General features: G+C 67.5%; 12 protein-coding genes. 5 read left to right on the forward strand and 7 right to left on the reverse strand.

Annotated features, from left to right (window positions below):
• Positions 1 to 4 precede the first annotated feature (4 nt).
• Positions 5 to 1,336 (reverse strand): 3-phosphoshikimate 1-carboxyvinyltransferase, encoded by a 1,332-nt coding sequence (gene aroA, locus CWC60_RS07495; RefSeq protein ID WP_109793356.1) that lies wholly within the window; start codon positions 1,334 to 1,336, stop codon positions 5 to 7.
• Positions 1,337 to 1,525: 189 nt separating this feature from the next.
• Between aroA and CWC60_RS07500 the strand changes: the two genes are divergently transcribed.
• Together CWC60_RS07500 and CWC60_RS07505 are read left to right on the forward strand one after the other, a co-directional pair.
• A complete protein-coding gene (locus tag CWC60_RS07500; RefSeq protein WP_109793357.1) occupies positions 1,526 to 1,996 on the forward strand; it encodes an Hsp20 family protein in 471 nt (156 codons plus the stop codon).
• A complete protein-coding gene (locus CWC60_RS07505) occupies positions 1,989 to 2,207 on the forward strand; it encodes a DUF1150 family protein (protein WP_109793358.1) in 219 nt (72 codons plus the stop codon). Before CWC60_RS07500 ends, CWC60_RS07505 begins: the two co-directional genes overlap by 8 nt.
• 45 nt (positions 2,208 to 2,252) lie before the next feature.
• Here CWC60_RS07505 and CWC60_RS07510 read toward each other — a convergent pair whose 3' ends face one another.
• From CWC60_RS07510 to CWC60_RS07530, 5 genes are all read right to left on the reverse strand, one after another.
• Entirely contained in the window at positions 2,253 to 2,750 is a 498-nt protein-coding gene (locus CWC60_RS07510) for a PAS domain-containing protein (protein ID WP_109793359.1), read from the reverse strand.
• Positions 2,751 to 2,881: 131 nt separating this feature from the next.
• Positions 2,882 to 5,314: a GcvT family protein gene (locus CWC60_RS07515; RefSeq protein WP_109793360.1), complete on the reverse strand. Its 2,433-nt coding sequence runs from the start codon at positions 5,312 to 5,314 to the stop codon at positions 2,882 to 2,884.
• A gap of 16 nt (positions 5,315 to 5,330) precedes the next feature.
• A complete protein-coding gene (locus CWC60_RS07520; RefSeq protein WP_109793361.1) occupies positions 5,331 to 6,914 on the reverse strand; it encodes a trimethylamine methyltransferase family protein in 1,584 nt (527 codons plus the stop codon).
• 149 nt (positions 6,915 to 7,063) lie between these two features.
• Complete coding sequence (locus tag CWC60_RS07525; protein ID WP_109793362.1) at positions 7,064 to 8,683, reverse strand: acyl-CoA carboxylase subunit beta; 1,620 nt, start codon at positions 8,681 to 8,683, stop codon at positions 7,064 to 7,066.
• A gap of 16 nt (positions 8,684 to 8,699) precedes the next feature.
• On the reverse strand, positions 8,700 to 9,572 hold the full coding sequence (locus CWC60_RS07530; protein ID WP_109793363.1) for an SDR family oxidoreductase: 873 nt from the start codon (positions 9,570 to 9,572) through the stop codon (positions 8,700 to 8,702).
• A gap of 66 nt (positions 9,573 to 9,638) precedes the next feature.
• Here CWC60_RS07530 and CWC60_RS07535 point away from each other — a divergent pair, with 66 nt between their 5' ends.
• A complete protein-coding gene (locus CWC60_RS07535; RefSeq protein ID WP_109793364.1) occupies positions 9,639 to 10,445 on the forward strand; it encodes an enoyl-CoA hydratase/isomerase family protein in 807 nt (268 codons plus the stop codon).
• A gap of 74 nt (positions 10,446 to 10,519) precedes the next feature.
• On the opposite strand, the gene CWC60_RS07540 is transcribed toward CWC60_RS07535, so the two are convergent.
• Positions 10,520 to 11,143, reverse strand: a complete 624-nt coding sequence (locus tag CWC60_RS07540; protein WP_109793365.1) for a glutathione S-transferase family protein — start codon at positions 11,141 to 11,143, stop codon at positions 10,520 to 10,522.
• Between the two features lie 134 nt (positions 11,144 to 11,277).
• On the opposite strand from CWC60_RS07540, the gene CWC60_RS07545 reads away from it, so the two are divergent.
• Both CWC60_RS07545 and CWC60_RS07550 read left to right on the forward strand, forming a co-directional pair.
• A complete protein-coding gene (locus CWC60_RS07545) occupies positions 11,278 to 11,652 on the forward strand; it encodes an STAS domain-containing protein (protein ID WP_164516423.1) in 375 nt (124 codons plus the stop codon).
• 4 nt (positions 11,653 to 11,656) lie between these two features.
• A complete protein-coding gene (locus tag CWC60_RS07550; RefSeq protein ID WP_109793367.1) occupies positions 11,657 to 12,607 on the forward strand; it encodes an MBL fold metallo-hydrolase in 951 nt (316 codons plus the stop codon).
• The last annotated feature ends 1 nt before the right edge of the window (position 12,608 follow it).

A 12,608-nucleotide genomic window follows, 5' to 3' on the forward strand; every position in this document is an offset into this window, starting at 1 on the left:
TCCCTCAGCGGCTCTGAATGTCGGCGCCCAGCCGGGCGAAATGGTCGGTGAAGGCCGGGTAGCTGGTGGCGATGGTCTCGGCGCCGGTGACGGCAATGGGCTGCGCGCAGGCCAGACCCAGCACCAGGAAGCTCATGGCGATGCGGTGATCGTGACTGGCGTCGATCTCGCAGCCGCCGGCCGGCGGCCGGCCGCCGGAACCGGAAACGGTCATGCCGTCCTCGTGCTCTTCGACCTCGACGCCTGCGGCGCGCAGGCCGTTGACCATCAGGGCGATGCGGTCGCTCTCCTTGACGCGGAGTTCCTCGATGCCGCGCATCTCCGTCCGGCCCTCCGCCAGCGCCGCCGCGATGCAGAGGATCGGATATTCGTCGATCATCGCCGCCGCATTGGCGGGCGGCGCGCCGGCGCCCTTCAGCGCGCCGCCCCGGACGCGCAGGTCGCCGACGGGCTCGCCGCCTTCCTCGCGCCGGTCCAGGACGTCGATCTCGCCGCCCATCGCCGTCAGCACCTCGAACAGGCCGGCCCGCAGCGGATTGAGCCCGACATTGCGGATCGTGACCTCGCTGCCGGGCAGGATCAGCGCCGCAACCGCCGCGAAGGCGGCCGAGGATGGATCCCCCGGCACGGCGATGTCCTGGGGCGCCAGTTCGGGCTGGCCGTCGACCGTGACCACGATCATTCCGTCCTCGGTCCGGGTCTCGACGGCCGCACCGAAGCTGCGCAGCATGTTTTCGGTGTGATCGCGGGAGGCCGCCGGCTCCCGCACCGTGGTGCGTCCGGCGGCGTTCAGCCCGGCCAGCAGCACCGCGGACTTCACCTGCGCCGAGGCCACCGGGCTTCTGTAATCGATCGGCATGACGTCGGCCGGGCCGGTCAGCGTGATGGGCAGGCGGCCGCCCTCGCGGCCATGAAAGACCGCGCCCATGCGGCTGAGCGGCTCGATGACCCGGCTCATCGGCCGCCGCGAGAGCGAGGCGTCGCCGGTGAATGTCGCCGTGATCGGGCAGCCGGCGACCATGCCCATGAGCAGGCGGGCGCCGGTGCCGGAATTGCCCAGATCGAGCGCGCATTCGGGTTCGGCCAGTCCGCCGACGCCGACGCCATGCACCGTCCAGGCGCCCTCGCCGGTGCGCTCCACTCCGGCGCCGAGCGCGGCGACGGCGCGGGCGGTCGCGCGCACGTCCTCGCCTTCCAGCAGGCCCGTTATCCGGGTCGGGCCTACGGCCAGCGCGCCGAACATCAGCGACCGGTGGGAGATCGACTTGTCGCCCGGCGCTGCGATCTCGCCCTTCAGGGGTATCTTGCCCATGGGGGTAGCGGTCAGGGTGGTCATGAATCCGGCTCGAAAGGTTGGAGAAGCTCCGCCTCGGCGGCGGATAGCACGCCGCCCGCGGACTGGCCAGCCGCTTGAATGCGAACTGGAACGGCTTAAATTAGGCGATGAACGCCTCGATGAGGGTTCGCGCCGGATCCGGCGCCGATCGGGTCCGGTCTGCTCGCTTATGTGCAAGGAGTAGAACACATGACCAGGATGTCGCTGTTCAACAGCCCCCTGTTGCTCGGCTTTGATCATGTCGAGCGCGTGCTCGACCGGGTCGCCAAGTCCGCCAATGACGGCTATCCACCCTACAACATCGAACAGACGTCGGAGAACGCGCTGCGTATCACGCTGGCCGTCGCCGGATTCGAGGAGGACGACCTCACCGTCACGGTGGAGGAGAACCAGCTCGTTATCCGCGGCCGCCGCCAGGAGGACGATTCCGACCGGATCTTCCTGCATCGCGGCATCGCCACGCGGCAGTTCCAGCGCGCTTTCGTGCTGGCCGAGGGCATCGAGGTCGATGACGCCAGGCTCGACAACGGCCTGCTGCACATCGATCTGAGCCGGCCCGCCGCCGAGACGCTGGTAAAGACGATCAGGATCCGTTCAGCCAAGGCCGCTTCAAAGCCGATGCTGAGGACCGAACCCGAAGAGGAGGTTGGCAATGGCTGAGAACATCGACATCCGTGAACTGACGCCCGAGATGCTCGCCGAGATCGGAGCGCCCGCCCTGGCCTATGTCCGCCCCGTGGAGATCGACGGCGGCCAGACTGCCTTCGGCATCTTCTCCGCGAAGGGGCAGCAGATGGGCGTCGCGCCCTCGCGCGAACTGGCCTTCATCGCCGTCCGACAGCACGAGATGTTCCCCGTCAACGTGCACTGACCGTTGCGACCGGAGGGACGGCGCGGCGCGCCGTCCCTCAATGCGTCAGCCCGGTGGCGTCCGGGGATGGAAGTAGAGCCCGCCGAGTACCATGTCGATGACCACGCCGTCGCTCGATAGCGGCAGGTTCAGCGTCTCGTAGCTGTAGAAGTTGCGGTCCGGATAGAACGCCTCGCCATGGGTGCGCAGCGGCCGGCGGTTCGCGAAGATCCATTCGAAGCTCCGGTAGATCGAGGCCAGCAATTCGGGTTCGTAGATCTCGTCGTAGTACTTGCCCGTCGAATCGCGCCCCATGAGCCCGGTAATGCGCGTGCCGATCAGGCGATAGCGCAGCCGCGTGGGCTCGTGTTCGATGTCGATGAGGATGAGATTGCCGAGATGGCGGCGCAGCTCCTGCGGGTCGATGTCCGCACGGGCGGGCATCTCGCGCCCGCCGCGCTTGTCGTTCCAGTAGTCGAGAAGCTGGAAGAGCGCCGGGTCCTCGCAGCGCAGTTCGGCGTCCATGCCGACCCAGAGATCGGGCGTGCGGAGGTTCATCATCATGGTTCGGGCGTTCCAGTCGGGGTTCCGGCGAGGGCCGTTCACTCCACCGATGGCCGGCGCGCATCCTAGCGAACGACGCAGCGCCGTCCAGAATTACACACACAGGGGACGTGAATCGGCCGGGCTGCCCCTCAGGCGCGCATGCGTGCGCCCTGCGGGTCGAACAGCGGCTCTTCCAACAGCCGCGCCGGCCGGCGTTCGCCGATGATCTCCACATCGAATGGCGCTTCGGTCTCGTCGGCGAAGGCGGCCTCGACATAGCCCAGCGCCACGGATGCGTCAGAGGCATGGGCGAAGCCCCCCGACGTGACCCAGCCCCGGACCCGGCCGTCGATCCAGATCGGTTCGTCGCCGATGACATCGGCGTCGCCGGCGTCGACCTTCAGCGCCACCAGCTTGCGCGGCGGTCCTTCCTCGCGTTCGCGGAGCGCGGCATCGCGGCCCGTGAAATCGTTCTTGCGGAAATCGACGAAGCGCGACAGGCCCGCGGCCTCGGGGCCGTAAACCGGGCGGTATTCCCGGGCCCAGGTGCCGAAGTTCTTCTCCAGCCGCAGCCCGTTGAGCGCCCGGGCGCCGAACAGCGTCAGCCCGTGCTCTTCGCCGGCAATCTGCAGCATGTCGTAGAGCTGTGCGAGGAATTCGGGCTTGACCCATATCTCGAAACCCAGATCACCGGTGAAGGTGATCCGGCCCGCCAGCGCCGGGATCATGCCGATCTCGATGCGGCGGAAGTCCATGAAGCGGAAGTTCTCCGCCGAGACGTCATGGTCGGTGACCGCCTGCAGCACGTCCCGCGCTCTCGGCCCGGCGAGCGACAGCCCCGTGAGATCGAGTCCCAGAGGCCGGATGGCGACCCGGCCGTCGTTGGGCAGGTGGGCCTGAAACCAGCGCATGTGGTAGTTCTCGGCAATCCCGGAGCCGAAGACGTAGAACCGCTCATCGCCCGCCCTGGCGACCGTGAAGTCGCCAATCAGCCGGCCGGCGTCGTTGAGCATCGGCGAGAGCACGATCCGGCCGGTCTTCGGCATGCGGTTGGCCAGCATGCGGCTGAGCCAGAGTTCCGCGCCTGGCCCGGTGACCTGGTACTTCGCGAAGCTGGAGATCTCGATCATGCCGACGCCGTCGCGCACGGCGCGGCATTCGCGCGCGACTGGCTCATGGCTGTTGGAGCGCTGGAAGGTGACGTCCTCGACCGGCTGCCTGCCCGGTTCCTGGAACCAGAGCGCGTGCTCGAGGCCATAGCTGGCGCCGAAGACGGCGTTCTCCGCCTTCAGCCGGCCGTGGATCGGCGTCGTGCGCAGCGGTCGCCCGGCGGTCAGTTCCTCGTTGGGGAAGGTGATTGAGAAGCGGCGGGAATAGTTCTCCCGCACCTTGGCCGAGGTGTAGGCCATGGTGGTCCAATCGCCATAGCGGCTGACATCCATGGCCCAGACGTCGAAGCCCGGATCGCCGTTGACGATCCAGTTCGACAGCGCCAGGCCGACGCCGCCGCCCTGGCTGAAACCCGCCATCACCGCGCAGGCGCACCAGAAGTTCCTGAGGCCCCGCACCGGCCCGACCAGCGGATTGCCGTCCGGGGCGAAGGTGAAGGGGCCGTTGATGATCTGCTTGATGCCGGCGCGCTCGAAGGCCGGGAAGTGCCTGAACCCGACTTCCAGCGACGGCGCGATGCGGTCCAGGTCCGGCTGCAGCAGTTCGTGGCCGAAGTCCCAGGGCGTTGCCTTCGGCGACCATGGCCGGCCGGCGCGCTCGTAGGTACCCATCAGCATGCCGCCACGCTCCTGGCGCATGTAGATCTCGCCGCCGAAGTCGATGGCGTGGAGCACTTCCTTGCCGGTGGCGCGGTTGATCTCGGCCACTTCCGGCATGTCCTCGGTCAGCAGGTACATGTGCTCCATGGCCAGCAGGGGCAGTTCCAGACCGACCATGCGGCCGACCTCGCGCGCCCACAGCCCGCCGGCGTTGACGACATGCTCGGCGTGGACCGCCCCCTGTTCGGTGACCACGTTCCAGGTGCCGTCGGGGCGCTGGTTCAGTTCGACGACACGGTTGCGCAGCACGATCTCCGCGCCGTTCAGCCGTGCGGACTTCGCGTAGGCCTGGGTGACGCCGGAGGGGTCGACGTGGCCGTCGACGGGGTCGTACATGGCGCCGACGAAGTACTTCTCCTCCAGCAGGGGGTAGAGCGTCTTGGCCTCGCTGACGCTGATCAGCTCGGTCTCCATGCCCAGATAGCGCCCTCGCGCATGGGCCATCTTCAGCCACTGCATCCGTTCCTGGCTGTCGGCCAGCAGTACGCCGCCGGTCTGGTGCGCGCCGGTGGCCTGGCCCGAGATTTCCTCGATCTCCTTGTAGAGCTCGATGGTGTAGGCTTGGAGTTTGGCGACGTTCGGGTCGCCGTTCAGCGTGTGCATGCCACCCGCCGCGTGCCAGGTCGACCCCGAGGTCAGTTCGGAGCGCTCGATCAGCATCACGTCGCTCCAGCCGAGCCTGGTCAGGTGATAGAGCACGCTGGCACCGACCACCCCGCCGCCGATCACCACCACACGGGCGCTGTCTTTCATCTCTGTCTCCCTGGATTCAGAAATCCGTCGGCGCGCCGCCCTCTTCGATGCGGCGGGCGACGAAGGCTTCCAGTTCCTCTCGCGCGGCCGGGTCCATCGGCGGCGGCTCGTAGGCGGCGACAAGATCTCGATAGATCTGGTTGGCCTTCTCCGGAGCCTGCGGCCGGCCCGCCTCCTCCCAGCTTTCGTAATTGCGCCAGTCGGAGATCAGCGGCTGGTAGAAGGCCGTCTTGTAGCGGGCCCGGGTATGGGCGCAGCCGAAGAAGTGCCCGCCGGGGCCCACCTCCCGCATGGCGTCCATGGCGAGGTCCTCGGGGCTGGTTCCGACGGGGGTCAGGAACCCGGCGACCATCTGCAGCAGGTCGGCGTCCATGACGAACTTCTCGAACGAGGTCTGCAGCCCGCCTTCCATCCAGCCCAGGCCGTGTTTCAGCATGTTCACCCCGCCCATGATCGCGCCCCAGAGCGAGAACACCGCCTCGTAGCCGGCCTGGGCGTCCAGGCTGTTGGCGGCGTTCACGTTGGACGAGCGGTAGGGCAGCCGATAGCGCCGGGCGAGCTGCCCGCCGATGATCGCCGCGCGCATGGCCTCGGGCGTGCCGAAGGCCGGGGCGCCGGACTTCATGTCGACATTGGAGGTGAAGCCGCCATAGACGAAGGGCGCGCCGGGCTCGACGGTCTGGCACAGCACGTAGCCGGCCAGCACTTCCGCGTTCTGCTGCACCAGCGCGCCGGCGATGGTCACCGGCGCCATGGCGCCGGCAAGGGTGAAGGGCGTCAGCACGACGGGCTGGCGGTGACGGGCGAGCTGGATCACACCCTCCAGCATCGGCGTGTCCAGGCGGAGGGGGGAGGAGGAATTGATGATGGAGAGGACCGAGGGTTCACGCAGCAGGGTCTCGCGGTCGACGCCGCGGGCGATGCGGGTCATCTCGATGGCATCGACGACGCGCTCCCGGCCCAGGCTGTAGGCGTGGATCGCCTTGTCGGTCATCACCAGCATGTCGCTGAGCGCTTCGAGATGGCGCACGCCGGGATGGATGTCGATGGGTTCGACCGGGTAGCCGCCGAACATGTGCACGGCGTTGAGCATCTGGCCCAGCTTGAGGAAGTTGCGGTAGTCCGCGCGGTTGCCCGGCCGGCGGCCGCCCTGCAGGTCGAAGGCGTTGGGGGCGCTGGCGGCGGCGCAGAAGGTCACCCGCCCGTCGCCGAAACGCAGCTTGTGGGCCGGATTGCGGCTGTGCAGGTCAAAAGCCGCAGGCGCGCGCCCGATGGTCTCCTCGACCAGGGCCGGGTCGAAGCGCACCCGGTCGCTGCCGGCCTCGACCTCCGCGCCGCCGCGGCGCAGCAGTTCCTTCGCTTCCTCGTGCAGGAAGTCGACGCCGATCTCGGACAGGACCTGCAGCGAGGCGTGGTGAATGGATTCCAGTTCGTCGGCCGAGAGCAATTCGGTGGGCGAAAAGGGAAGCTTCGGCTGGCGGAAGGGCGGCTGCTCGATGACCGCCGCCGCGCCCCCGGTCCCCGCACCGTCCGTGGCAGCGCGCCGCCGGCCGCGCCGACGGCGTCCGCCGCCGGCGGCCGCAGGTGCTTGCTCGCTCATTCCGGACACCCATGGATCGCGGCGGCGCGGAGATCGCGCCGCCCGATTCCAAGTCTGTCACCGCGAAGCCCCGGCGGCCCCCGCCGCTTTGCGCCAAATGATGTCCTGGATGCGACCGTTCGATGTCGCAAGCCCGGGGAGGGGCCGAACTACATCCGCCCGACGCCGAAACTGTTGGGTTTCAGCGGCCGCGTGTCCGCCTCGCGGCAGATGTCGAGACAGAGGCCCAGCACCTTGCGCGTGTCACGCGGGTCGATCAGCCCGTCATCATAGACCAGCGCGGTGTTGTAGAGCGCCTCGCCCTCGCGCTCGAACTGGCTGACGATGCCGTCGAACATCTTCCTGATCCGGTCGTGGTCGGGCTCGACGCCCTTCCGCTTTGCACCCTGCTCGGCGACGATCTTCAGCACCGTCGCCGCCTGCTCGCCGCCCATGACAGACATCTTGTAGTTCGGCCAGCCGAAGATGAAACGCGGCTCGTAGGCCCGCCCGCACATGGCGTAGTTGCCCGCGCCGAAGCTGGCCCCGATCATCATGGTGATCTTCGGCACCCGCACGTTGGAGGTGGCCTGGATCATCTTGGAGCCGTGCTTGACCATGCCGCCGCGTTCCGACTCGGTGCCGACGATGAAGCCCGTGGTGTTGTGCAGGAAGACGATGGGCGTGTCCGACTGGTCGCAGAGCTGCATGAACTGCGCAGCCTTGGTGGCGCCGCCATTGTCGATGGGGCCGTTGTTGCCGATCAGTCCGACGGCCTGGCCCATGATCTCGGCGAAGCCGACCACCGTGCCCGGCCCGTATTCGGCCTTGAAATCGACGAAGTCGGAGCCGTCGACCAGCCGCGCGATCAGTTCGCGGACGTCATAGGGGCGGCGGTAGTCGACCGGGACCAGGCCGCAGATCTCGTCCGGATCATAGAGCGGCTCGCGGAAGGTCTTCGGCGTCGCCGCCGGCAGCCGGTCGTTCCAGCGCAGCTTGCCCATGATCTCGCGCGCCAGCCGGATACCGTCGGCGTCGTCGATGGCCATGTATTCGGAGACGCCGGAAACCAGCGTGTGCATCTCGGCGCCGCCGAGATCCTCGTCGGTTGCCACCTCGCCGGTCGCGGCGAAGAGCAGCGGCGGGCCGGCGAGAAACACCTTGGCACGGTCCTTCACCATGATGGTGTAGTCCGACATGCCCGGAATGTAGGCGCCGCCGGCGGTCGACGAGCCGTGCACCACCGTGATCTGGGGAATGCCGGCGGCCGAGAGCTTCGCCTGGTTGTAGAAGCCCTTGCCGCCCTCGACGAACAGCTCGGCCTGGTACTTCAGGTTGGCGCCGCCCGATTCCACCAGGCTGATGCGCGGCAGCTTGTTCTCCAGCGCGATGTCCTGGGCGCGCAGGCTCTTCTTCGAGCCGAGCGGCGTGATGGTGCCGCCCTTGATGCCGCTGTCGGAGGCGTTGACCATGCAGCGCACGCCCTGGACATAGCCGATGCCGATGATGGCGCCGCCGCCCATGATGTCATTCTCGCCGTCGTCGTCATGGAAGCCGAGCCCGGCCAGCGTCTGCAGCTCCAGGAAGGGCGAGCCCTTGTCGAGCAGCCTGTCGATCCGCTCGCGGGGCGGGATCTGACCGCGCGACTTGAACACGTCGGCCTTGGCGTTGGAGGTGTCGCGCACCTTCTGCTCCAGGCCGCGCACGCGCTCCAGCATCGCCAGCATGTCGGCGCGGTTCTTCCGGAACGCTTCGGAGGCGGTATTCAGATTCGATTTCAGGACGGCCATGGCTCTGTCTTTCCGGTCAGCTCTTGTCTTTCAGGGTCTTCGGCAGGCGGTAGCGGTGGAAGCCCTGCCAGGAACGGTCTTCCCGCGGTCCTTCCTCGGACGGGCGGAAGCCGCGCTCCAGCGGCGCGCCGCCGTCGACGCCGATGCTCTCGCCGGTGATGAAGGCGGCGGCGTCCGAGAGCAGGAAGCAGACGGCGGCCGAGACTTCGGCCTCGGTGCCGTGGCGGCGCATGGGCACGAACTTCGAGCGGCCGGCGATCTCGGCCGCGACCTCTTCCGGATATTTCTCGTAGCCCGAGGAGGCGACCCAGCCCGGCGCCACGGCGTTGACCCGGACGTTCGAATGCGCCCACTCCAGCGCCGCCGTCTTCGTCAGGTTGTCCATGCCCGCGCGCGCGGCGCTGGAATGGCCCATGTCGGGAATGCCACTGCGGAAATCGGCGGTGATGTTGACGATGGCGCCGCCATGGCGCTCCATCCACTGGGTGTAGACTTCGCGCATCATCAGGAAGCCGCCGGTCAGGTTGTTGCGGACCACCGCGTCCCAGCCGCGGACCGAGATGTCCTTCAGCTTGGCCGAGAACTGCCCGCCGGCATTGTTCACCAGCCCGTCGATGCGGCCCAGGTCGCGGATGATCTCGCCGACCATCGCGCGGACGCGCTCCTCGTCGCGGATGTCGGCGGTCCAGGCCCGGGCCTTGCCGCCATCCTCGGTGATTTCCGCGACGGTCTGCTCCAGCGTTTCCAGGGTCCGTCCGACGACGGCGACCGTCGCGCCGAGCGCCGACAGTTCGTGTGCGGTGCAACGCCCCATGCCGGAGCCGCCGCCGGTCACGATCACGACCCGCCCGTCGAATGCGCCGTCCCTGAAAATCGACCGATAGCCCAAGGCGAGCCTCCCCACTTGCCTTCACCCCTCATGCATTAGAGCATCTGGCGCGGGGAGGAAACCGAGATGACCGAAGACGTACTGAAGATCGAGAAGCGCGGGGCCGTGGACTGGGTGACGCTCAACCGGCCCGATGCCTACAACAGCCTGAACGAGGCGATGATCGACGCGCTGCTGGATTACTTCCAGCGGCTCTATACCGATCACGACACGCGCGTCGTGGTGCTGCGGGGCGCGGGACGCGGCTTCTGCGCCGGCCTGGACCTGAAGGCGCGGGCCGGCAGCAACGCCCAGCCCGAATCGCGCAGTTCCGCCGACGGGCTGCGCGCCCAGCGGCGCATCTCGGAGATCGTCATGCGCATGCGGCGCTGCCCGCAGCCGATCGTCTCCCTGATCCACGGCGGCTGCGCCGGCGGCGGCTTCGCCTTCGCGCTGGCCTCCGACATCCGCATCGCCGGCCGCAGCGCGAAGATGAACGCCGCCTTCATCCGCCTCGGCCTGTCGGCCTGCGATATTGGCGTGTCCTACTTCCTGCCCAGGCTGGTCGGCGTCTCGGTGGCCAGCGAACTGATGCTGACCGGGCGGTTCATCGGCGCGGAGCGGGCGCTGATGACCGGCCTGGTCTCCGAAGTGGTGGAGGATGACCGGCTCGAGGAAGCCGCCCAGCCCTTCGTCGAGGATCTGCTCAACGCCACGCCGCTGGGGCTGCGGCTGACCAAGGAGTGCCTCAACATGTCCGTCGATGCGCCGAGCCTGGAATCGGCCATCGCCATGGAGGACCGCAACCAGATCCTCTGCGCCCAGGGGCCAGACTTCCAGGAAGGCATCCGCGCCTTCATGGAGAAGCGCAAGCCGAGCTATTCGGGGAGCTGATCGGCTGCGCAAGTGAGGTTCGAGCCAATCTCCCCCGTCCCGGGGCTTGACCCGGGCCCGGCCGGACGCCGCTGCTACTTCGCCTTCGGCATCAGTTCGTAGGGCGGGACGAAGCCGTCCATCGCCGCGACGGTCCCGGTCCAGCGCCGGATGTTCGGGAAGTCGGGCCAGCCTTCCATGCCGAACTCGTCCGGGTAGTAGAGATAGCCGAGCAGCGAGAAGTCGGCGATGGTCAGCCGGTCGCCCAGGATGAACTCGCGGTCCGCCAGCCGGCGCTCGACCACCTTCAGCGCCTGGATCATGCGGCCCTTCAGGAACTCGTGGACCGCCGGATCGCCGACCCTGGCGAGGAAGGCCATGAAGCGGTAGGTGGCGATGTTCGATGTGAACTTGTGGTTGTCGAACAGCATCCAGCGCAGGACCTCCCGGCGTTCGTCGTCGTCCTGCGGTCCGAACCTGCCGAGCTTCTCCGCCAGATAGTCCAGGATCACGCCGGACTGGCTGAGGACCACGTCGCCGTGGCGCAGCACGGGCACTTCGCCCATCTCGTTCATGGCGAGATATTCGGGCGTGCGGTGCTCGCCGTTGAAGAAGTCGACGAACTGCGGCTGCCAGTCGGCGCCGGCGATGTTCAGCATCAGCGCCGGCTTGTACGAATTGCCCGACTGGGCAAAGCAGCAAAGTTCGAATTCGGCCATCTTGTCCCCCTCCGGAATCCGGGTGCGAGATTGCGCGCTTGCCGAGCCGGGTCAAGCCGCCATCGTCGTTGCCGCCTCTCCCGGTCGTGCCTATGATCGCGTCCGGGGCGTCTGGACGGTACGGGAGCGGCTGCATGGAAGTTTCATCGGATGTCTACGGGGACGCCATCGTCGTCAGGGTCAAGGGCCGGATCGACCAGAATTCGGCGGCGGCGTTCCAGACGGAACTGACCTCACGGGTCGACGCGGCCATCGAGAACCGCCAGCAGATCGTCGTCGATCTCTCCAGGGTCGACTACATTTCCTCGGTCGGTCTGCGCGCGCTGATGATTGCCAACAAGCAGGCGCAACCCAAGGGAGTGACCATACGCGTCGCCTCCCTGCAGGAAGTGGTGAAGGAGGTCTTCACCATCAGTCATTTCGACAAGGTGTTCCCGACCTTCGACGAGATGCCCAAGGCGCTGCAGGCGGTCTCCGCGCTTTCCGCCGCCGCCTATACGGGCGAATAGTCCGATGCTGGTGCGGTTCTGGGGCACCCGCGGCTCGATCCCGACTGCGATGAACAATCACGACATGCGCTCGCGCGTGATGGACGTCGCGCGCCACGTCCTGGATCATGGCGGCGGCGACGTGGAGGCGGCGGTGGACGCCATGCCGTTCCATCTGCGCGGCACCTATGGCGGCGAGAGTTCCTGCGTGCAGATCGACACGGGCGGCGAGGAGTACGTCGTCTGCGACATGGGTTCGGGCGCGCGGCGCTTCGCGCTGGACTGCCTGGGCCGGCACGGGCCGGGCGCGCCGAAGACCTACAACGTCTTCCAGAGCCATGTGCACTGGGACCATATCATGGGCTTTCCCTTCTTCGTGCCCGCCTACATTCCCGGCAACGTCATCCGCATCCACGGCTGCCACGACGTGCTGGAGCAGGCCTATCGCGGGCAGCAGTCCGACCCCTGCTTTCCCGTGCCCTTCGACTTCCTGGGGTCGACGATCGAGTTCGTGAAGCTGGAGCCCGACCGCACCTACAAGGTCGCGGACGTGACGGTGACGCCGTTCCGGCAGCTTCACCACGGCGATTCCTACGGCTACCGCTTCGAGAAGGGTGGCAAGAGCGTGGTCTACTCCACCGATTCCGAGCACAAGCTGGAGGATCACGATCACCTCGACTACGTCGTCGGGCACTTCCGCGCCGCAGACGTGGTGGTGTTCGACAGCATGTATTCCCTGGCCGAGTCGACCTCGTTGAAGGAGGACTGGGGCCATTCGTCGAACATGGTCGGGGTCGAGCTCTGTCACCAGGCAGGTGTCGGTGAGCTTTGCCTGTTCCATCACGAGCCGATCTACTCCGACGCGCAGATCGATCAGGTTCTGGCCGAGACCGTCCGCTACGAGGAGATCGCCCGAGGCGAATATCGTCCGCTGAAGGTCACGGCTTCCTATGACGGGCTGGAAGTCACGGCCTGAG

Source organism: Minwuia thermotolerans (assembly GCF_002924445.1).
GTDB classification, from domain to species: Bacteria; Pseudomonadota; Alphaproteobacteria; order Minwuiales; family Minwuiaceae; genus Minwuia; species Minwuia thermotolerans.

Excerpts from the sequence above, each read along its gene's own strand:
- aroA (WP_109793356.1), bottom strand. The coding sequence starts at position 1,336 with ATGACCACCCTGACCGCTACCCCCATGGGCAAGATACCCCTGAAGGGC.
- CWC60_RS07500 (WP_109793357.1), top strand. The coding sequence starts at position 1,526 with ATGACCAGGATGTCGCTGTTCAACAGCCCCCTGTTGCTCGGCTTTGAT.
- CWC60_RS07505 (WP_109793358.1), top strand. The coding sequence starts at position 1,989 with ATGGCTGAGAACATCGACATCCGTGAACTGACGCCCGAGATGCTCGCC.
- CWC60_RS07510 (WP_109793359.1), bottom strand. The coding sequence starts at position 2,750 with ATGATGATGAACCTCCGCACGCCCGATCTCTGGGTCGGCATGGACGCC.
- CWC60_RS07515 (WP_109793360.1), bottom strand. The coding sequence starts at position 5,314 with ATGAAAGACAGCGCCCGTGTGGTGGTGATCGGCGGCGGGGTGGTCGGT.
- CWC60_RS07520 (WP_109793361.1), bottom strand. The coding sequence starts at position 6,914 with ATGAGCGAGCAAGCACCTGCGGCCGCCGGCGGCGGACGCCGTCGGCGC.
- CWC60_RS07525 (WP_109793362.1), bottom strand. The coding sequence starts at position 8,683 with ATGGCCGTCCTGAAATCGAATCTGAATACCGCCTCCGAAGCGTTCCGG.
- CWC60_RS07535 (WP_109793364.1), top strand. The coding sequence starts at position 9,639 with ATGACCGAAGACGTACTGAAGATCGAGAAGCGCGGGGCCGTGGACTGG.
- CWC60_RS07540 (WP_109793365.1), bottom strand. The coding sequence starts at position 11,143 with ATGGCCGAATTCGAACTTTGCTGCTTTGCCCAGTCGGGCAATTCGTAC.
- CWC60_RS07545 (WP_164516423.1), top strand. The coding sequence starts at position 11,278 with ATGGAAGTTTCATCGGATGTCTACGGGGACGCCATCGTCGTCAGGGTC.
- CWC60_RS07550 (WP_109793367.1), top strand. The coding sequence starts at position 11,657 with ATGCTGGTGCGGTTCTGGGGCACCCGCGGCTCGATCCCGACTGCGATG.